Annotated in this window: 21 protein-coding genes; 10 read left to right on the top strand and 11 right to left on the bottom strand. The window is 60.3% G+C overall.

Annotated features, from left to right (window positions below):
- Positions 1–251: 251 nt before the first annotated feature.
- Positions 252–461: a hypothetical protein gene (locus AC01FP_RS12385; protein WP_474480594.1), complete on the bottom strand. Its 210-nt coding sequence runs from the start codon at positions 459–461 to the stop codon at positions 252–254.
- Positions 462–698: 237 nt separating this feature from the next.
- On the opposite strand from AC01FP_RS12385, the gene cysK reads away from it, so the two are divergent.
- A complete protein-coding gene (gene cysK, locus AC01FP_RS12380) occupies positions 699–1,685 on the top strand; it encodes a cysteine synthase A (protein ID WP_474480593.1) in 987 nt (328 codons plus the stop codon).
- A gap of 6 nt (positions 1,686–1,691) precedes the next feature.
- A complete protein-coding gene (locus AC01FP_RS12375; RefSeq protein WP_474480591.1) occupies positions 1,692–4,433 on the top strand; it encodes a cation-translocating P-type ATPase in 2,742 nt (913 codons plus the stop codon).
- Here AC01FP_RS12375 and gorA read toward each other — a convergent pair.
- The 3 genes from gorA to AC01FP_RS12360 form a co-directional block, all read right to left on the bottom strand.
- Complete coding sequence (gene gorA / locus AC01FP_RS12370; protein WP_474480589.1) at positions 4,430–5,773, bottom strand: glutathione-disulfide reductase; 1,344 nt, start codon at positions 5,771–5,773, stop codon at positions 4,430–4,432. The two genes, AC01FP_RS12375 and gorA, sit on opposite strands and share 4 nt — an antisense overlap.
- Before the next feature lie 17 nt (positions 5,774–5,790).
- Positions 5,791–6,789 (bottom strand): DUF389 domain-containing protein, encoded by a 999-nt coding sequence (locus AC01FP_RS12365; protein WP_474480588.1) that lies wholly within the window; start codon positions 6,787–6,789, stop codon positions 5,791–5,793.
- A gap of 124 nt (positions 6,790–6,913) precedes the next feature.
- Positions 6,914–8,377 (bottom strand): ammonium transporter, encoded by a 1,464-nt coding sequence (locus AC01FP_RS12360; protein ID WP_474480587.1) that lies wholly within the window; start codon positions 8,375–8,377, stop codon positions 6,914–6,916.
- 253 nt (positions 8,378–8,630) lie between these two features.
- Between AC01FP_RS12360 and AC01FP_RS12355 the strand changes: the two genes are divergently transcribed.
- Entirely contained in the window at positions 8,631–8,972 is a 342-nt protein-coding gene (locus AC01FP_RS12355) for a P-II family nitrogen regulator (protein ID WP_474480585.1), read from the top strand.
- A gap of 108 nt (positions 8,973–9,080) precedes the next feature.
- On the opposite strand, the gene AC01FP_RS12350 is transcribed toward AC01FP_RS12355, so the two are convergent.
- On the bottom strand, positions 9,081–9,599 hold the full coding sequence (locus AC01FP_RS12350; protein WP_254936993.1) for a phycocyanin subunit beta: 519 nt from the start codon (positions 9,597–9,599) through the stop codon (positions 9,081–9,083).
- 93 nt (positions 9,600–9,692) lie between these two features.
- Here AC01FP_RS12350 and AC01FP_RS12345 point away from each other — a divergent pair, with 93 nt between their 5' ends.
- The 3 genes from AC01FP_RS12345 to AC01FP_RS12335 all read left to right on the top strand — a co-directional run bounded on the left by AC01FP_RS12345 (position 9,693) and on the right by AC01FP_RS12335 (position 11,868).
- A complete protein-coding gene (locus AC01FP_RS12345) occupies positions 9,693–10,958 on the top strand; it encodes a glutathione S-transferase family protein (RefSeq protein WP_474480583.1) in 1,266 nt (421 codons plus the stop codon).
- Positions 10,955–11,512, top strand: coding sequence for a DUF2808 domain-containing protein (locus AC01FP_RS12340; protein WP_474480582.1), 558 nt, complete (start codon positions 10,955–10,957; stop codon positions 11,510–11,512). Before AC01FP_RS12345 ends, AC01FP_RS12340 begins: the two co-directional genes overlap by 4 nt.
- 77 nt (positions 11,513–11,589) lie before the next feature.
- Positions 11,590–11,868: a DUF427 domain-containing protein gene (locus AC01FP_RS12335; protein WP_474480598.1), complete on the top strand. Its 279-nt coding sequence runs from the start codon at positions 11,590–11,592 to the stop codon at positions 11,866–11,868.
- Position 11,869: 1 nt separating this feature from the next.
- Here AC01FP_RS12335 and AC01FP_RS12330 read toward each other — a convergent pair whose 3' ends face one another.
- From AC01FP_RS12330 to AC01FP_RS12315, 4 genes are all read right to left on the bottom strand, one after another.
- Positions 11,870–12,394 carry an SgcJ/EcaC family oxidoreductase gene (locus tag AC01FP_RS12330; RefSeq protein WP_474480581.1) on the bottom strand — a complete coding sequence of 175 codons (525 nt, stop codon included), beginning with the start codon at positions 12,392–12,394 and terminating at the stop codon, positions 11,870–11,872.
- On the bottom strand, positions 12,388–12,591 hold the full coding sequence (locus AC01FP_RS12325; RefSeq protein WP_474480579.1) for a hypothetical protein: 204 nt from the start codon (positions 12,589–12,591) through the stop codon (positions 12,388–12,390). Before AC01FP_RS12325 ends, AC01FP_RS12330 begins: the two co-directional genes overlap by 7 nt.
- Before the next feature lie 137 nt (positions 12,592–12,728).
- Positions 12,729–14,897 carry a glutamine synthetase III family protein gene (locus tag AC01FP_RS12320; RefSeq protein WP_474480578.1) on the bottom strand — a complete coding sequence of 723 codons (2,169 nt, stop codon included), beginning with the start codon at positions 14,895–14,897 and terminating at the stop codon, positions 12,729–12,731.
- Positions 14,898–15,022: 125 nt separating this feature from the next.
- Positions 15,023–15,418 (bottom strand): Hepatitis C virus core protein, encoded by a 396-nt coding sequence (locus AC01FP_RS12315; protein WP_474480596.1) that lies wholly within the window; start codon positions 15,416–15,418, stop codon positions 15,023–15,025.
- A 143-nt stretch (positions 15,419–15,561) separates the two neighbouring features.
- Here AC01FP_RS12315 and arsS point away from each other — a divergent pair, with 143 nt between their 5' ends.
- The 3 genes from arsS (at position 15,562) to AC01FP_RS12300 (ending at position 17,891) form a co-directional block, all read left to right on the top strand.
- Positions 15,562–16,485: an arsenosugar biosynthesis radical SAM (seleno)protein ArsS gene (arsS, locus tag AC01FP_RS12310; RefSeq protein WP_474480576.1), complete on the top strand. Its 924-nt coding sequence runs from the start codon at positions 15,562–15,564 to the stop codon at positions 16,483–16,485.
- Between the two features lie 173 nt (positions 16,486–16,658).
- Entirely contained in the window at positions 16,659–17,252 is a 594-nt protein-coding gene (locus AC01FP_RS12305; protein ID WP_474480574.1) for a hypothetical protein, read from the top strand.
- 156 nt (positions 17,253–17,408) lie between these two features.
- Positions 17,409–17,891, top strand: a complete 483-nt coding sequence (locus tag AC01FP_RS12300) for a LexA family protein (protein WP_474480573.1) — start codon at positions 17,409–17,411, stop codon at positions 17,889–17,891.
- 83 nt (positions 17,892–17,974) lie between these two features.
- Here the strand turns inward: AC01FP_RS12300 and AC01FP_RS12295 are convergent, their stop codons facing one another.
- Positions 17,975–18,382 (bottom strand): hypothetical protein, encoded by a 408-nt coding sequence (locus AC01FP_RS12295; RefSeq protein ID WP_474480571.1) that lies wholly within the window; start codon positions 18,380–18,382, stop codon positions 17,975–17,977.
- Between the two features lie 140 nt (positions 18,383–18,522).
- On the opposite strand from AC01FP_RS12295, the gene AC01FP_RS12290 reads away from it, so the two are divergent.
- On the top strand, positions 18,523–19,188 hold the full coding sequence (locus tag AC01FP_RS12290; RefSeq protein ID WP_474480570.1) for a phosphoribosyltransferase family protein: 666 nt from the start codon (positions 18,523–18,525) through the stop codon (positions 19,186–19,188).
- 2 nt (positions 19,189–19,190) lie between these two features.
- Here the strand turns inward: AC01FP_RS12290 and AC01FP_RS12285 are convergent, their stop codons facing one another.
- Positions 19,191–19,352: a hypothetical protein gene (locus AC01FP_RS12285; protein WP_474480569.1), complete on the bottom strand. Its 162-nt coding sequence runs from the start codon at positions 19,350–19,352 to the stop codon at positions 19,191–19,193.
- Positions 19,353–19,653 lie beyond the last annotated feature (301 nt).

The following is a 19,653-nucleotide window of genomic DNA, read 5'->3' as shown; positions in this document are numbered from 1 at the left end:
TGGAGGTGACCCAGTCGCAAAACTGGTTCCACGCAGAAGCGCCTTGGCGCTGCTGAATAGTGGTTGTCATGAGAACGAGAAGAGAGTGTTCCAGAGGAACAGGTATGGAAGGTGGCAAGCCACCGGACGGAATCCCGTCAAGCGCAAGAACATTGCGCAACACAACTGTAACGGAAGATTGCGGCTTTGGTGAGAAGGCTGGCCAGGGGGCGCCAAAGCCCTGCTGATGAAGCCCATTAGTGGCGCTGATGTCAGTTGCTGCTCTGGCTGCTTGCTCCCGCGCCAGCCTCAATGCCTAAGGAGCGGCAGGTCCCAATCGGGTCAACCCCAGGGGCCAAGCCCAGGGCCTTGCGCAGGGCATCGAGTTGGCTTACCGACTGCAGATCGATGTTGTTGACCATCTGTTCACAGGCGAGCTTCTTAAGAGCCTGGCCATCAGGACGACCACAGGCCGAAGTCAAGCTGAGCACCACAAGTGCACCTAAGCAGCCGAGCTTTCCCACCAAAACCAGATGATTACTTTGATCAAGGATGGAAAAAACAAAGCCCATTTGGGTCTGGTCGGACTGGGCTCATCTGGTCAAGCGGCAGCTGGAGACCCTTCATCTGCAAAAAGGCCTGAAAAAACCGGCTAATTCCTGCTGTTCACTCGGCAGACCATCCCTAGGGTGCGACAAGAGAATGGCTCCCCCAAACGGATGACGAGCATCTACGCCGACAACAGCCTCACCATCGGCAAAACTCCCCTGGTGCAGCTCAATCGGGTCACCGAGGGATGCAAGGCCCGCGTTCTGGCCAAGATTGAAGGCCGCAATCCTGCCTTTTCGGTGAAGTGCCGCATCGGTGCCGCCATGATTTGGCGTGCCGAGCAGGAGGGCCTGCTGGGGCCTGGCAAGGAGCTGGTGGAGCCCACCAGCGGCAATACCGGCATCGCTTTGGCTTTCGTGGCCGCCGCCAAGGGGATCCCCTTAACCCTGACTATGCCGGAAACAATGAGCTTGGAGCGCCGCAAGCTGCTGACTGCCTATGGCGCCAACCTCGTTCTCACTGAGGGACGTATGGGCATGCCCGGTGCCATCGGCGCTGCCAGGCAAATGGCGGCCTCTGATCCCGACCGCTATGTCCTTCTGCAGCAGTTTTCCAACCCGGCCAACCCCCAGATCCATCACGACACCACTGGACCAGAAATCTGGACCGACACCGAAGGATCAGTGGATGTGCTCGTGGCGGGGGTGGGCACCGGCGGCACCATCACTGGCGTCAGCCGCTACATCAAGGGCACCCTGGGCAAGATGTTGGTTTCGGTAGCCGTTGAGCCCACCAATAGTCCGGTAATTAGCCAGGCGATGGCGGGGCAGGAGCTCAAACCTGGTCCCCACAAGATCCAGGGCATCGGCGCCGGCTTCGTGCCCGCCAACCTGGATTTGGATCTGGTGGACCGGGTCGAAACTGTCAGCGACGAGGAGGCGGTGGCCATGGCCCGCCGGCTGATGAAGGAGGAGGGAATCCTGGCTGGCATCTCCTGTGGTGCCGCAACCACGGCCGCTCTACGGCTAGCCCGAGAGGAGGCCTACGCCGGCAAAACCATCGTGGTGGTGCTGCCCGACTCCGGCGAGCGCTACTTGAGTTCGGTGTTGTTTGAAGGGGTGTTTGACGAGAAGGGGCTGGCCACACCAGCTAGCTAAACCGCTGTGCAGCTCTCTGCCAGCCAGCCGATCTGGACAATCCCAGCGGAGGCGGTGCCGGCGGCTTTGCAGACCACACTCCAGGGCTTGAGCGACTCAGAAGCCCAGCGGCGCCTGGAAAGGTTTGGAGCCAATCGCCTCCCAAGCCAGCGCCGCCGTCCCTTACTGCTGAGGTTTGTCGATCAACTAGTCCACTTCATGGCCCTGCTGCTCTGGGTGGCCGGAGCCCTGGCTTTTGCAGCGGGCACGCCGCAGTTGGGTTGGGCTATCTGGGCAGTGGTGCTGATCAACGGCCTGTTTTCCTTCTGGCAGGACTACCAGGCCGAGTGCACTCTGGCCGCGCTGAAGCGATCCCTTCCCCGCCAGGTGCGGCTCTGGCGCAACGGTGAACTCACCGAGCTCGATGCCGAGCTGCTCGTGCCGGGCGACCGAATCCTGCTGGAGGAGGGAGACCAGGTGCCCGCCGACGCTCGCCTGATCCAGGCCAACGAATTGAGCCTGGATCTTTCGGTGCTCACAGGCGAATCACAGCCAGTGGCGCGCCATGCCGATGCCATCGACTCACCTGCGGCAGACAAAGTTGTCCTGATTCCGTCCCGGGAGCGGGCCAATCTGGTTTTGGCGGGCACCAGCGTGGCCGGCGGTCGCGGCGAGGCCATCGTTTACGCCACCGGCGCTGAAACCGAATTCGGCCATGTGGCCCACCTCACCGCTGCCACCGCCAGGGGCATCAGCACTTTGGAGCAGCAGGTGGGCCACATCGTGCGCACCATCACAGCCATCGCCTTAACCATGGGGGCGATCACCTTCAGCCTCAGCCTTCTGTTTGTGGGGATGGGTCCCCTCGAAAGCCTGGTGTTCGCGGTCGGAATCATCGTTGCCAACGTGCCCGAGGGCTTGCTGCCCACGGTCACCTTGGCCCTGGCGATCAACGTTCAGCGCATGGCCAGTCAGAAAGCACTGGTGCGCAGGCTTTCGGCCGTGGAGACCCTCGGCTCGATAAGCGTGATCTGCAGCGATAAAACCGGCACCCTCACCTGCAACCGCATGGCGGTGGAGGAGATCTGGCTGCCCCAGGCGGGCAAGCCGCCAGGGGTTGATCGAGGTGCAGAAGCCGAGCTGTTGCTGGCGGCCTGCCTTTGCTCAAACGCCCAGCTCAAAGCCAGCGGTGACGGCAGCCGAGCCCTCGGCGACCCCACTGAAACCGCCCTGCTGCTAGCAGCCCAGGAACGAGATCTAGGCCTCGAGGTGCATCACCAGCGCCATCCCCGCCGCCGGGAGTTGCCATTTGATTCCCATCGGCGCCGGATGAGCGTGATCGTGGCCACCGAGGCCGGCCTGCAGCTGATTACCAAGGGGGCACCCCTGGAGCTGCTGGCCCGCTGCAGTCCGGAGGGGCGAGCCCAGGCAGTGGCCGCTAATGACGACCTTGCTTGCCGCGGCTACCGCGTCATCGCTGTTGCCCAGCGCCGGCTCCAGGCCACGGAGGGGCAAGCCCCAGCCGATCAACTGGAGCAAAAGCTCAGTTTGTTGGGCTTGATCGCCCTCTACGACCCGCCCCGGCCTGAGGTGCCTGAGGCGATCCGCCAGTGTCACCAGGCGGGCATCAAGGTCACGATGGTGACTGGCGACTACGGCCTCACCGCCCAAGCGATAGCTCGCCAGATCGGCCTGCTGGATATGCCGGCCAAGGGCGACAACCACCCCCAGGCCGATCCGGTGCGGGTAATCCAGGGCGACCAGCTCGAACTGATCAGCGATGTGCACCTGCGCCAGTTGCTCAAATACCGCAACCGGCTGGTGTTTGCCCGCATGGCTCCGGAGCAGAAGCTACGGCTTGTACAGGCCTACCGCTCCCTTGGCGAAGTAGTTGCGGTCACTGGCGATGGGGTCAATGATGCCCCGGCCTTGCGGGCGGCCGATGTGGGCGTAGCTATGGGCCTGGTAGGCACAGATGTGGCCAGGGAGGCCGCCGATGTGGTGCTGCTAGACGACAACTTCGCCACGATCGTCACGGCGGTGCGCTTTGGCCGTGGCGTGGTGGCCAACATTCGCAAGTTCCTGCCCTATGTGCTGGCTAGCAACGTGGCCGAGATGGCTCCGTTTTTAGCCATGGTGACCCTGCAGATCCCTGCGGCCCTAACGGTGCTGCAGATCCTGGCGGTGGATCTAGGCACCGATTTACTACCCGCCCTGGGGCTAGGAGCCGAGGCGCCTGAATCGGGATTGATGCGCCAACCGCCCCGGCGCCGCACAGCGGTGCTGCTGGATCGGCCCCTGATGCTGCGCGCCTATCTGGTGCTGGGCCTGAGCGAAGCCGTGGTGTCGATGACGGCCTACCTACTCAGCTGGCAGCAGCAGGGTGTGGGCTGGGCCGAGCTGAGGCTGGCAGCCCCCCTGCTGCTCCATAGCGAGGCCGGAGCAGCGCTCACGGCCAGCCAGCAACAGGCCTCAAGTGTGGCCTTCAGCTGCATCGTGGCCGGCCAAATCGGTGTGGCGATGGCCTGCCGCAGTGAGCATCGCTCCGCCTTCGTCAGCTTGGTGCAGCAGGGCTGGCGCCGCAATCCCCTGCTTTGGCTTGGCATAGCAGCCGAAATACTGTTTACAGCCCTACTTCTCTACTGGCCGCCCCTGGCGCGGCTAGCGGCGATGGTGCCAATTGACAGTCGGGCCCTGCCGATGGTGTTGCTGGCGCCGCTGGTGGTGATGCTGGCCGATGATTGGCGCAAAAGCCGGCTCACGGCCTAGTTCGGCATGGTCACAAACTCCTCGGAAACCGAGGGGTGCAGGGCCATGGTGCGATCGAAGTCGGCCTTGGTGGCGCCCATGCCGATGGCGATGGCAGCCATCTGAATAATTTCAGCGCTGTGCTCGCCCACCATGTGGCAACCGAGCACCTTGCCGCTTTCCAGCTCGACGACCAACTTGAGCAATACCCTGGGCCCCCTGGCCGGCAAGGCCTGGCTCATCGGCCGAAAACGGGCCCGATGCACCCGAACGCCCTCTGATCCATGGCGCTGGATCGCCTCCTCTTCGCTAAGCCCCACACTGGCCAACTCCGGCTGACTGAACACCGCACAGGCCACCAAGCTGTGGTCCACCTGGCGCGGGCTAGTGCCATAGACACTGTCGGCAAAGGCGCGTCCCTCATCAATGGCCACCGGGGTGAGGTTGATGTGGTCGGTTACATCGCCAACTGCATAGATATGGGTCACGTTAGTGCGCTGGTCGCTATCCACTGGTATGCGATTGGCCTCAGTGGCGATAGCCGCTGCCTCAAGGCGAAGGCCCTCTAGGAAGGGGCGCCTTCCGGTGGCAAGCAGCACCCCACCGCAAGGAATGATTTCGCCAGCCTCGGTGTGGATGCTGAGGTTGCCGGCACTGCCAGTGATAGCTGCAGGACTGTGGGCAAAGCGAATCTCAATACCCTCCTGCTCCATCCCCTCTTGAACAGCCTTGGCAGCTTCAAGATCAAAGCCCCGCAGCAAATGATTGCCGCGTACCAGCTGGGTCACGGCCACGCCAAGGCCATTGAGGATGCAGGCGAACTCGCAGGCAATGAAGCCAGCGCCCACCACCACAACGCGCTCAGGCAGCTGCTCCAACAGAAACATCTCATCGCTCACCCAGCCCAGCTCAGCCCCTGGAATCGCTGGCCGGTGGGGGCGCCCCCCCACCGCGATCAAGATGCGCTCGGCCCGCAGGCGACGCTCGCCAACGGTAATGGTGTGACTGTCTTCAAAGCAACCCCAGCCGTTCACCAGCTCTACCCCGGCTTTCTCAAGAAAGCCGAGGTGCAGCTGATTGAGCCGATCCACTTCGGCGCGGACATTGGTCAGCAGGGTGCTCGGGTTGCGGCGAATCCCCTCGATTTCCCAGCCATAGCTGGCTGCATCGGCAAGCAAATGTTTGTATGCGGAGCCATAAACCAGCAGCTTTTTGGGCACGCAGCCGCGGATCACGCAGGTGCCTCCCACCCGATCTCCCTCCACGATCGCCACCCGGGCGCCATAGCTTGCGGCCCGTTTGGCAGCAGCTAGACCACCTGAGCCGGCACCAAGCACCACGAGGTCGAAGTGTTCGTTCATGGGATAGCTGCCTTTATTCAGAGCTTCCCATCATCCCGGCTGCCTGGACCAATGATGTCAATAGCGCTGCGCTGCACCACCAACTGATAGCGCTGCGGCTGCTTGCTGTTGATGAATTGCTGCACCGCCGCCACCTGAGCGGGGGTGGGCAGATCAGCACGATTAACCCGCACAGAGGCACGAATCAATGGCGGTTTGCTTGTCCAGTCGATGGTGATGCCAACCAGCTGGGAATCTCTGCCAATGGTGATAGTTTCAGTTTTAAGGCTTTTGGCAATCGTCTCTTCAATCCGCCGCTGGGCTAGCTGCCGCTGGGATTGGCGCACTAGCTGCAGAAAACTGTTGCTGAGCGGCAGCAGTAGCACCGCCGTAAACAGCAAACTCACCAATCCCATCTGACTGCGCCACAGACGCCTGCGCAGCTGCGGCTGGGTAGCAACCAGCAGCAGCAAGGCGCCGCTAAGAATGCCCAGCAGGTTGGTAACAAACAGCAGCCCGGCGCCACGGGCTGCATGCCATTCGCCTGCGGAGAGCAGCAGCCCTAAAACGCAAACTGGCGGCACCAGCGCCACGGCGATCGCGGTGCCCACTAAGGATGAAACGGCCCGGCTGCGGATTTTGGCGTAGACCGCCGCTGCACCCGCCACCAGGGCAATGCCCAAATCCAGCAAGTTTGGGGAGGTGCGGGCAGCCACCTCAGCGCCAAATACCGGCATACCCACGCCAGCCCCCACTAGGGCAGAGAGCGAAACAGTGATTGCAAAGCCCGCGGCAAGGGTGAGCAGCGAGCGGCCAACTAGGGCCGGATCATGCAGCATCCCAAAGGACATGGATCGCAGCGGCAGTATCCACGGCGCAATGACCATCGCCCCGATCACCACTCCAGCGCTGTCTGCCAGCAATCCGAAGCTGGCAATCAGGGATGCCGAGAGGGTCAAAACCAAAAAATCGGCATCTAAGCGGGCATCAGCCTCAAACTCTGCTGCCAACTCTTCGAAGCTGAGGCTATCGACCATCTCGGCGTCGCAGAGGGAACGCCCATAAAATAGCCACAATCGATCAGCCCAACTAAAAAGCCCGCAGCGGAGCTGCGGGCTGACTAGATGTTTCGAGGCCTAGCTTGAAACAAAAAGCAAATGCTTACTTTGCCGAGGTGGCGAAGTCTGGATAAGCCTCCATTCCATGCTCACCGATGTCTAGGCCGATAACTTCTTCGCTCTCGGTGACACGAATGCCACCAAAGAGGGCGCCGATAACAGACCAGACTATCCAGGATGAGACGATAGCGAAAACGGCAAAGGCTGCCGCACCAACAAACTGAATGCCAAGTTGACTAAAACCGTGGCCAGTCAGCAAACCCTTGTCCACATTGAACAAACCCACTGCAAGGGTTGCCCATACTCCGCAGACGCCGTGAACGGAGAAGGCGCCAACAGGATCATCAATCTTGATGCTGTCGATAAAGGCAACCGAGAACACCACAATAATGCCGGCAATGAAGCCAACCACCCAGGAGCCGGGCATGGAGAAACCATCACAGCCTGCAGTTACGCCAACTAGGCCTGCAAGGATGCCATTGATGGTCATGGTGAGATCAGGCTTCCCAGGACGCTTGTCTGGACCGATGCCGGGTAGCTGGGAGGCCAGCGTGGCCGATATGGCACCACCAGCTGCGCCAAGGGTTGTGGTTACAGCGATGTAAGGAACTTCCGGTGCCATGGCAAGCCAAGAGCCTGGATTGAATCCATACCATCCCAACCAGAGAATTAGGCAGCCAAGGGTTGCAAGCGCCAGGTTGTGTCCTGGGATGGCTTGAGGTTTGCCATCAACAAACTTGCCAATACGGGGTCCGAGGAGCATCGCACCAATAAGACCAGCCCAGGCTCCGAATGAGTGCACCACAGTTGAACCAGCGAAATCAATGAAGCCAAGCTTGTTTAGCCAGCCTTCACCAATGTTCCACTGCCAAGAGCCTGAAATCGGATAAAGAACACCAACCAAAATTAAGGAGAAAATAACAAATTCTCCGAACTTAATCCTTTCAGCAACTAAGCCTGAAACGATTGTGGCTGCTGTGCCAGCAAATGCTGCTTGAAAGAGAAAATCAACACTTGGCACCAATTTGCCATCGGTAATCATCTCGGGAGTGACGGTTGGATCAAAGAACACACCGCCAAATTTGAACCAACCGGGTATCACCCAGCTGGCGTTGTACATAATTTTGTAACCGATGAACCAGTAGGCAGTAACCGCCAAGGCGAAAACAATTAGGTTCTTGGCAAGAATGTTGACGGCATTCTTGGAACGACACATTCCGGCCTCCACCATGGCAAAGCCGGCGTTCATGAAGATCACCAGAGCGGCGCAGATCAACAAGAACATGTTGTTGGCCAAGAAGGCCGGTGTGAGCTCAGGGAGCTCCGCGGCATGGGCCGCTAAATTGAATACACCTAAACCCAGAAGAGCTAGGGGTACGCAGGCGAGCCACACGAGGGTGCGACTGTTGCCTATTCCTTTGATACTGCGCAGCAGCATCATCGGGGCCTCGGACAGACTCGCCTCTTGGAGGCGCATGCGCCGGGGAGGGGTGGAAGCAATAGTCATGGGCAGTTCAGAAGGACGGCTGCTCAGGTTTTGGGATGGTCGAAATCCCTTCGTTTCGAAGAATGCGCGCTCACTGCTGGATGGGATGTTCGTTTCGATACCAAATTGGGCACTGACCGGACTTGGTGGTTGACCTCCTGCCAGGAAAGCGGCAAATTGTTCGCTGCGAACAATTTTGAAGATGTTTCGCCGCGGTTGCTACAGCAGGAGGGTTTTGTAGTAGCTAGAAGGTAAGAACACCAATTCCGACCACGTGAAACAGATCCAAGCCATCATTCGCCCCGAAAAGCTTGATGCCGTCAAGGATGCCCTTGTAAACATTGGTATCAATGGCATGACAGTCACCTCGGTTCAGGGCTTTGGCAAGCAGATGGGCTACACCGAGGTTTATCGCGGCGTCAAAATTGAGGCAAAGCTGCTTACAAAGACCATGATCACGGCGGTTGTGACCGACGCCGCCATGGATGGGGTTATTAATGCAATTAAGACTGCTGCTCAAACCGGCGAAATCGGCGACGGCAAGATCATCGTTACCCCCGTGGAGGCGTCCATCCGCATTCGCACAGGCGAAACAGACGATGCCACTTTGGATTGAGCTTCTTCTTCAATCCAGCCAATACCTGCAAATTAAGGTTTAGATAAAATAAAACCGCCGCTCGGCCTTTAGGCTGGACGGCGGTTTTTCGATCAGTAGCAGCTCAAATCAGCCGACTGCAGCAGCAGCGCGGTCGAAGTAGGTGCCAACTTCGGACATCAGGGCGGAGCAATCGCCAGGGGTGATGCCGTTGCGATCGTTAGCGATCGAGATAGCAGCGTCCTTCATTTTGCGAACGCCTTCTGCCACGGAAGCGCCAGGAACGCCGAGGGCGAGGTAGGTCTCACGCAGGCCGTTGAGGCAGCGGTCTTCCAGCACGGAAGCATCGCCGGTGAAAACGGCGTAGGTGACGTAGCGGAGGATGATCTCCATGTCGCGCAGGCAAGCAGCCATGCGGCGATGGGTGTAAGCGTTGCCGCCAGGAGCGATCAAGGCGGGCTGCTGATCGAAGAGATCGCGAGCAGCGTTGGTAACGATGGCAGAAGCGTTGGAGGTGATGCGATTCACCGTATCCATGCGCTTGTTGCTTTCGGCAACCATCGATGCGAGTGCATCGATCTGGCCAGCATTAATGAATTCGCCACGGGCATCAGCCTGGGCAACAACCTTGGTGAAGGCGTCGAACATTGGAGCTCTGTTATGGAACTTCGCCTTTGAACCATAGATAGGCCACCAAGCACCCCGCGAGCTCCTAGAAACAAGGCTGCTGCAGCAATAGGCATGGAGTCGACAGCCGAGGAAGTGCTCGATTGGCAAGAGCTCACTCAGCTGGTCGCCCAGCCAGGCGAACCCATCAACGGGCCCGCCAGCGCCCAGGCGAACCTGCGCCTGTTCGGCCACCAGGAGCAGGACGTTCGCGTCACCTTGTTTCGCGATCACCATGCCTGGTGCCCCTACTGCCAGAAGGTTTGGCTCTGGCTGGAAGAAAGGCGGGTGCCCTACCGGGTGCGCAAGGTCACGATGTTTTGCTACGGCGAAAAGGAGGCATGGTTTAAGCGGCTGGTGCCTTCGGGGATGCTGCCGGCGCTTGAGCTCGATGGCCGCCTTATCACTGAAAGCGATCGCATCTTGGAGGCCCTTGAGGCAGCCTTCGCTCCCCTGGGACTGGCCATGAACGATCCGGCGGTGCTGCCCCTGCGCCAGCTGGAGCGTCTGCTGTTCCGCGCTTGGTGCCAATGGCTCTGCAGTCCGGGCCTACTGCCAGCCCAAGAGGAAGCTGCCCGGGCGTCTTTTCAGCGCATCGCCGGCAAATTTGAGCAGGCGCTGAGCCAGCAAAGCGGGCCGTTTCTGCTTGGCGAGCTAGGCACCGCTGATCTGGTGTTCGTGCCCTACGTGGAGCGTATGGCAGCAAGCCTGGCCTACTACAAAGGTTTTCTGCTGCGCAGCGAGCATCCGGCCATTGGCCTCTGGTTTGAGGCCCTGGAGCAGCGCCCCAGCTACTTAGGCACCCAGAGCGACTTCCACACCCACTCCCACGACCTACCGCCCCAGATGGGAGGCTGCTATTCCAGCGGAGAGGCCAACCAGCAAGCACTGGCAAGCCAAATCGATCGGGGCCCCTGGCCCCTGGGCAGCCCCGACCCGGAAACCAGCCAGGCTGAACCGGCCAATGCGGCAGCTTTTGCCCTCAGCCGGGTGATCAAGCACCGAGCGGCGATTCTTGGCCGTAGCCCCCTGGGAGCGGAAAAATTCGATGTGCCGCTCCGCACAGCTCTCACGGCCCTGATCCACGCCAAGCCCCTGCCAGCACCGGCGGGCTCTGCCCCTGCCCTGCGCTACTTGCGCGATCGGATCAGCGTGCCGCGGGACATGCCGCTGCATGCGGCACGACGCCTGCGCCAGGCACTGGAAACCACGGCCAGCCTCGATCCGCTGGCTGGCACAGCCCAGGGAGAGCCGCTCCCGGTGGCCCATCGCCGTGATCAAGACCCCAAGCCATTTCTCCAGGCTGCACCTAGCGTTTTCCAGTCGCCTAGCTCCCTATGAACCTGGCTCGACTTCGCCGCTTTGCCCTTGGGGTGGCCCTAGCTGCCTCGATTGGCCCAGGGCTGATCAGCAATGGCCGGGCCCTTGAGCTCAAAGGGTCTACGTACTTCACCAGCCCCCCCTGGAAGGTGGATCTGGTGAGCTACTACACCACTATTTGGCAGCCTTTTGCCGAGTATTACTTCACGATCAGCCTCGATGCCGACGCCGGTGCAGCCCTGGGCGGCCTCACCATTCAGCAGACCCGTGGGGTCGACAATCGCTTCCCATTTGCTGTGGAGCGCACCGAAGCTTTTTTGGGCCGGCCACGCCAGCGGGGCCAGCGGCTGCCAGTGCAGGCGGAGTTTGATGCTGCTGTAAGGCAGTTCAGCCTCACCTTTCCTGAACCAATCCCCCCCGGCTCCACCTTCACTGTGGTTCTCAGGCCCTGGAACAACCCATCCTTTTCAGACACCTACATGTTCCAGGTGACGGCCTATCCAGCTGGCCCCAATCCCTCGCCAGCGCCGGTGGGATTTGGCACCCTGCGGATCTACGACCCCGATTGGCGCTGAAGCCAGATTAAAGGCCCTGCTGGCCCCTCAGCCTGCCGCCCCTGTCAGAATTGGAACCTGATGGCCAAGTGACGCCGATGCAAGCCCAGTGGAATGGTCAGGTGATCGCCAGCAGCGATGACATCGTCAAAGTCGACGGCAACGCCTATTTTCCCGCCGCCTCCCTTGACCCCGACTTCATCCGCCCCTCCAGCCACACCAGCGTCTGCGGCTGGAAAGGCACGGCTCACTACTACGACCTAGTGGTCAATGGCCAGGTAAACGCCAATGCGGTCTGGTTTTATCCAGAGCCCAAGGAGGCTGCCGCCAACATCCGAGGCAGGGTGGCCTTCTGGAAGGGAGTGCAGGTGACCTGAATCAGCTGGGTAGCAAGGAGGAGTGGTGATGGAGGATGCGCCACTGGCCATCCTCCAAGCCATACACAAATGTGTAGCGAGCCTCAACCGTGGCCTCCGGGTCGTGGAGGGTAAATCGGTAGGTGCCCGCATCTACGGCTCCATTGCAACCCAAACGGATCTGACGGTGGGTGACGCTGCCATTGGGGTGGCGGGCCAAGAAGGAGCTGAAGTAATCAGTGATGGCCTCGGGTGTCTCGCGCAACTCACTAGAGAGAGTCGGCAGCAGCAAGGCATGGTCGCCATAGAGCTGGGCGACTTGGGCCGGATCGCCAGTGGCTAGAGCCTGATTCCAGCTTTCAAACCAGCCTTCAACTTGCCGCTCATCAAGGGGGCTGCAGGCGGCTTGGGGGGCCGGTTGAGCGCTGTGGTATGCACTGACCTCAAGCGCCAGCACCGGTGTGGCCAGCAGAGCTACGGCAAGGGCTAGGGCCAAACCGCAAAGCTGCAGGCCAGTCTGGAAGTGGCGCAGCAAGGTATTCAGCAACCTGGAAATCGCAGGGTGCGCCAGTCGCCGCTGGCAGTGCTCACTTCAACGCCAATCTCCACAGGCCCTGAGCTGCCACCGCAGTGGTCGTTCCACCAGCCAATCGCCTCGCTCCATGCGGCATCAAGGGATTCGTAGAGGTCGTCGAGCACCGGATGGGGGGCGCCCTGACGATCAACTAGGCGGTAGATCCGCACGTGGCTTGGGGATTGCGCTCGCACTGCTGGCATGTGTGACTCGACTACTTATTTATTAATCATGGCCCTTGTGCCAGATCGAAACTGTCACCTTTACAACATCTTCCGGTGTTGCAGGTTGCTGTGCCGCTATGGCATCACCGCATAAACAGCATCTCCTGGTAGCTGGGCAGGGGCCAGAGACCGTCGTCGACCAAGCCCTCCAAGCCATCCACCGCCGCACGCAGGTCGCCGATCAGCGGCATCAGGCTGTCGGCGCAGTGACGCATGTGGGCTTCGGTGCCGTGGGGCGCAACACTTAGGGCCTGATCGAGGTTCTCGCAACCGTTGTTGAGCTGTTCAAGCAGTTCGCCCAACTGATTGCGCAGTTTGAGATTGGGATGCAGACCCATCGCCTGCTGCTCCTGCAAGGCCTGGCCCAGCTCGCCCAGGTAGCGCACAGCAGCTGGATATACCTGGGTGCGCGCGATCTGCAGGGCCAGCTTTGCCTCCACTTCAATCGCCAGCACGTACTGCTCGGCGTAGACCTCAAAGCGGCTCTCCAGCTCCACCGCACTAAGCACTCCCTGGCGCTCAAACAGCTCCCGCACCTCCTGGCGCTGCAGCACTGGCAAGGCATCGGCGCAGGTGCGCAGGTTTTCTAGGCCCCGCTCTTCCACCGCCAGGCGATGCCATTCGCTGGAGTAACCGTCGCCGCCAAACACCACGGCGCCGTGCTCCCGCATCACCTGCTGCAGCACGTTGAAGGCCGCTTCGCCAAGGGCGGTGCCGCTGTCGAGCTGACTCTGCAGCCGATCGGCAATCCAGCCGATCGAATCGGCCAGCACCGTGTTCATCGCCACCAGGGGCCCGGCTACCGATTGGTTGGAGCCAACGGCGCGGAATTCAAAGCGGTTGCCTGTAAAAGCAAAGGGTGAGGTGCGGTTGCGATCGCCGGGGTCCTTGGTGAATTCCGGCAGGGTGTCCACCCCCAGGGTCATCACGCCACCCTTGGCGGAACTCTGCAGGTTGCCCTCGCGGATCTGGTTGAACACGTCCTCGAGCTGGCTGCCCAAATAGACCGAGATGATCGCCGGGGGAGCCTCATTGGCACCGAGGCGGTGATCGTTGCCGGCGGTCGCCACCACCGAGCGCAGCAGGGGCCCGTAGCTGTGGACGCCGCGAATCACGGCGGCGCAGAACAGCAGGAACTGCAGGTTGTCATGGGGCGTCTGGCCGGGGTCGAGCAGGTTGCCCTGGGTGGCGTTGCCGATCGACCAGTTGACGTGCTTACCCGAGCCGTTGATCCCCGCGAAGGGCTTTTCGTGCAGCAGGCAGGAGAAGCCGTGCTTTTTAGCCGTGCTCTTGAGCACGGTCATGGTGAGCTGCTGGTGGTCGGTAGCGACGTTGGCGGCTTCGAAGTAGGGCGCAATTTCAAATTGCCCAGGTGCCACCTCGTTGTGGCGAGTCTTGGCGGGAACGCCCAGTCGGTAGAGCTGCTGCTCCACGTCCTGCATGAACACCTGCACGCGCTCGGGGATGGCGCCGAAGTAATGGTCGTCGAATTGTTGGCCCTTGGCGGGCGGGGCGCCAAACAGGGTGCGGCCAGCGAGGAGCAGGTCTGGGCGCAGGGCGACAAAGGCGTTGTCGACCAGGAAATACTCCTGCTCGGCGCCGCAGCTGGAGTTCACCGGAGCAACGTCGGTTTCACCGAGCAGACGCAGCAGGCGCTGGGCCTGGCGGTTCATGGCGGCGTTGGAGCGCAGCAGCGGCGTTTTTTTATCTAGGGCCTCACCGGTCCAGGAAACAAAAACGGTGGGGATGCAGAGGGTGACCCCATTGGGGGTTTGCATCAGGTAGGCGGGGCTGGTGATGTCCCAGGCGGTGTAGCCGCGGGCCTCAAAGGTGGAGCGGATGCCGCCATTAGGGAAGGAGGAACCGTCTGGCTCGCCCTGTACCAGCAGCTTGCCGGTGAATTCAGTAATCACCCTCCCATCACTCTTGGGCGAGATGAAGCCGTCGTGCTTCTCAGCAGTGGAATTGGTGAGCGGATAAAAAACGTGGGCGTAATACAGCGCTCCGCGGCCGCTTGCCCAGATCTTCATGGCGTCGGCAACGGCGTTGGCCAACGACAAATCGAGCTTGCCACCTTCCCTGATGGTGCGCTGAATTGACTTGAAGATTCGTCCAGGTAAGGCCTCCTTCATCGCCTGGAGGCCGAACACGTCACTTGCCCACAACTCATCGAAGGGAGCAGCAGCCGTTGTTGTCACCGGAAGTCGCCGCTGAATCTGCTGCAGGGCGGCGAAACGGTGCGAGTTGGGCATGGGATCGATTTGAAAAGGCTGTATGCCGTCATCCAATGCGGCAAGCACGCACTCTCATGTAGCTGTTGATACAAAAATGAGCTGTATAGCCGCTGGCTGGTGTCTAAAGCGACAGACAAACCCACTCACGTCAAGTATCTCCGAATGCACGGTCGACTCCAGAACACCAGCGCAGCGGTGGTTGTCGTCCAGAGCAATGCAGACAGAACAGCGGTGAACAGCCGGCTCTCGCTGAGCAATGCCAAGCGCACGATGCCGTAGGGCAGACCCACCGCCAGGGCCATAGCTAGGGCCACGATCGCCAAAATTTGCCCCCAGGCTCGCCACTTGAGCAGGGCGATCGAAGCAACCAGTCCCACCACCGCCGTCGGCAGCACGGCACTGGCTCCCACAACGAGATTGGCCGTGCGCCAGGTGGGGTCCAGCAGGATTACCGTCAGGCCGAGGGGAATGGCCAGACCATTTGCAACTAGCCCCAGACGAGCCAGGGTCACGTAACCGCGGGGGGGCTGCTCCAACATTGCAAACACGGCGCCAGCAACTCACCATGCTCGTTCATGGGTAGGGCGGCAGGATGGTCGTGTTCGCAAATAGACGGGGATTGCAACTCCATTCCGCCCCGCCCCTAGCCGGAGCCCAAGAGCCAGCAACGGTCTTCCCGCCGATGCAGCGCGGACCTCTGACCACCCTGCAGGTAAACCTTGGCTACCGCTGCAACCAGGCCTGCAGCCATTGCCACGTCAACGCGGGGCCAACCCGCACCGAAATGATGGATCAGGCCACCCTGGCCCTGATCCCGCCGGTACTAGCGGCCCGCCAGTTGAGCTGTCTCGACCTCACCGGTGGAGCTCCTGAGCTCCATCCCCAGTTCAGGGAGCTGGTGGTAGCGGCCCGCCGGCTTGGGGTCGAGGTGCTCGATCGCTGCAACCTCACAATCCTGTCCGAACCGGGCCAGGCCGATTTGGCTGCCTTTCTGGCGAATCAGGGCGTCACGGTAGTGGCCTCGCTGCCCTGCTACGCCGCCGAAAACGTTGATCGCCAGCGAGGCAGCGGCGTGTTTGTGCGCAGCATCGAAGCATTACGCCAGCTCAATGCCCTTGGCTATGGCCAGCCAGGCAGCGGCCTAAATCTGCAGCTCGTTTACAACCCCCAGGGGCCGACCTTGCCCCCACCCGAAGCCCAGCTGGAGGCCGACTACCGCCGGGTGCTCGCCGCCGACTTCGGGGTGGTGTTCACCAGCCTCTACGCCATAGCCAATATGCCGATCCAGCGTTTTGCCAGCTGGCTCCAGGCCCAGGGACAGCTGGAGGCCTACCAAGCCCTGTTGCAAAACAAGCACTGCGGCGCAAATCTCGAGCGGGTGATGTGTCGCTCGCTGATCAGTGTCGACTGGCAGGGCTGGCTTTATGACTGCGATTTCAACCAGCAATTGAATCTGCCGGCTGCTGGCCGGCCCAGGCGCCATCTTGGCGAGCTGCTGGACTGGGATCCGCAGGGAGATGCGGTGGCAGTGGCAGATCATTGCTTTGGCTGCACCGCCGGGGGTGGCTCCAGCTGCGGCGGTGCCTTGAGCCGCGTCGCAGACTAATCACCTGCTGCTGTGTCCAAAATTTTCAGCTATTTCTCAGCTGGCGCGTCAAGCCGCTTCAGCATCAATAGTTAAAGTTTTACCTGTGAATTTATGCTGATACAACTACATTTACGCGCCTTGCCGGTTGTGAGTCATCTTTGGGATATGTACGCAGCCAGGACGGTTCTCTGTTGACCAAGCAGCACCTTGGCTCGACCCTGCTTACGGCCCTTGGGCTGGGCCTGCTGCTTGGCAATCCTGCGCAAGCCCTGGATCGGCCGGCTGATCCAGTAGCGGTCTGCGTGGTGGCCCCCCGGGTAGAGCCGGTGGCTGAGGGCGATGCCCTTGGTCTAGTGCCTACGCCCAGACCCCTGCTCGTGGTGATCGAACCCCTGCTAGAGCTCCAGATTGAGCGCCAGGGCCGCCTGATCTGGCGGCAACTGGCTCCGGTAGGGGAACCCTTCCGTGCTCCCCTGGCCTGGCCCCTGACCCCGATTTCCCCTGGCGAGTTGGTGGTGCTGCGCCTGCGGCCAGAGCAGGCGGCGGAGGGGAGCTTTGCCCATGTGCACTTGGTGGGCGCCGACGCCGAACGGATGGCGAGCACTGCGGCCCTGATCCGTTCCCTGGGCCAGCACCCCCCTGCCTGGCTGGCAGCGATCGAAACTGCGCTTGAGGCTGGTGATGTGTCGCTGGCCTGGGCCTTGCTATTTGAACCCCAACTGCCCGAAGCCGCCGAGCTCACCTCCCTACGGGCGGAGGTGGTGCGCAGGGGCTGCGGCGACTAAGCGGCAGCGGCGATTCAAGAGAGTACAAGCGTACTAAGTCGCGCTAACGTGCTCGTATTCGGGAAGAGTCATGGCCTACAAGCTCAGCCACCCCTCGCTCAGTCACCCCCACAAGTGAGTCACCCACAAGTCAGCGACTTGATCTGGCTAGGTCCCTTGCAGCTCCCACCCCTGCCCCTGCCCCTAGTCGGCGAGGCGGTAGCCGCAGGTTTTCCCAGCCCTGCCGATGACTATGTCGAGGCGACAATCGATCTCAACGGAGCACTGATTCCAAGGCCGAGCTCTACTTTTTTGATGCGGGTAGACGGCGATGCCATGCATGGGGATGGCATCCATCACGGCGATCTATTAATTGTCGATCGCAGTGTGGGGCCCCGTTCGGGCTCTACCGTGGTTGCAGTACACGAAGGGCGCTTTCTCCTGCGGAAACTGGAGGGAAGGGCAGCCCGATGGCGGCTGGTGGCCAGCGATGCATCCAGTCCAGCAATTGCCTTGCAGGGTGACGATCCTGACCTGTTGATCTGGGGCGTGGTTATCCATGCGGTGCATCACCTATGGAAGCCATCGCCACACTCACGAGTCCGGGGAACCGCTGATAACAATTCACCAGAAACCCTTGGAGTACAGCCAAAGGCCTAGCAATCCCATCGGTACGAACACGGCGCCAAGGATCTGCAGTTTGACAGTGCGTGGGGATGGCTGGCTTGGACGAGGCATTGGGATTAGGCAGAAGGGGAGAACAAGATCGGGCGATAGGTGGGCCGAGCAGAGGGCAAAAGACTCCACTTAAGCCGGCAGGTGAATGTGGCATATTCACCCTTAATCACCGATGAAGCCTGCATGGCCGTAGCAGTTGCATTAGCTGGCATGCGGTATTGAGCCTGGTTACAGGAATCGACTTCGGAGATGGCCGAGCTGAATTCGACGGTGCCGCTGGTTGGAGAGGCTTTGGTTTCCACCTTGTCAGCCTGAGCTGCTGCCGGCAGGAGCAAGCAAGCCGCGGTGCAAAGGGCAACCTGACGGGAAAACGCGGCAATACGGTGCATGGGTCTAGTCGCCTGAGGCTCCCAGTCATAGCCGAAGGAATGCAGTAGTGGCAAGGCAAGCAGACAGACTGGCAAAACCAGCATCAGATTCGAGGCAGAACTGATTAACAGGGGCCCCAGACGGAGACAAATAGCTGATTATTGTCATAGCAATCTCCATAGTGAAAACGGGTTTCGCCCGAATGGCCGTTGCACAATCGGAGTGCATGCAGCTCTGAGTGCATATGGCTTTGGATCCACCCCTATGGAGCAGCCGTCATCAGGCGGGCCTGGAGTTGGCAGAGCGATTACGCGCCAGCAAGAGAATTAAAGCTGACAGCATGATTATCGCCTTGCCGCGAGGCGGGGTAGTTGTTGCTGTCGCGGCCGGCAAACAACTGAAGCTTCCCGTTGTCACCTGGTCGGTGCGTAAAGTTTCAGATCCACTGCAACCCGAGCTCGCCATCGGCGCCGTCGGTGCAGGCAATGTGGCGGTGTGGCGCAATAGCCAGGCCGCGGGGGAGCGGCAGGAGCTAAAGAGCAGGCTGGGCTGGCTTGAGATTCAGAAGCAGGAGATGATGCGGCGTCAGCAACTTTTCGGCGATCCAAAACCAGAAAAGCTGCACAAACGCCACCTCATTGTTATAGACGATGGGGTCGCAACTGGAATGACTGTAAAAGCCGCCTTGCTCTCCCTGCGTGAGGCCAAACCCAGCAGCATTACATTGGCTGTGCCTGTGGCTGATCGCACAGCTGTATGGCTGCTGCTCCCCCTATTGGATCACCTTGAAGCCCTAGCGCTGGTGGATAATCTCCAGTCAGTAGGAATGTGGTACTCGAAGTTTAACCAGGTAAGCGACCGTGAGGTGCTGGATCTACTGGTAAGTTCTAGAGATGAAGCAGCAAGCTGAGATCACTCCTTGCTCTTGACCTCAAGATCATGAGCCCGCTTGCCGAGCAGATGGGAATGGATGGCTTCCTTTAAAACAGCTCCCAGCTTTTTCTCCTCAAGGATGCACAACAGCTTAAGAGCTCGGTGCTCTTCAGCCGTAAGCTCAACCGTGATGCGTGGCATGGCCCCAAATGCAATTGAACATTTTGACGAGACATAAGACATAGTAAGGGACATTACATGTTCGCTTCGGGCCGGTACTCCGCACTTCGACCAACGCAGCATATTTGCGATAAAGTGGCGCGTTAAGTATAGTGCCTAAACATCAAGATGACATTACTTTTGTTTGCATAAATAAAAATTCACCATTTCACCATTTCACCATTTCAAAATTTGCATAACACGAGGTTGCGTATTGCCGGTGGCGAACCTATCTCGATTACTCAGGACCAGGTAAAGCTCTGCGGGCACGCCATCGAAGCGC

This window comes from Cyanobium sp. NIVA-CYA 375 (genome assembly GCF_056108345.1).
This window is presented reverse-complemented; position numbering and strand designations above follow the sequence as displayed.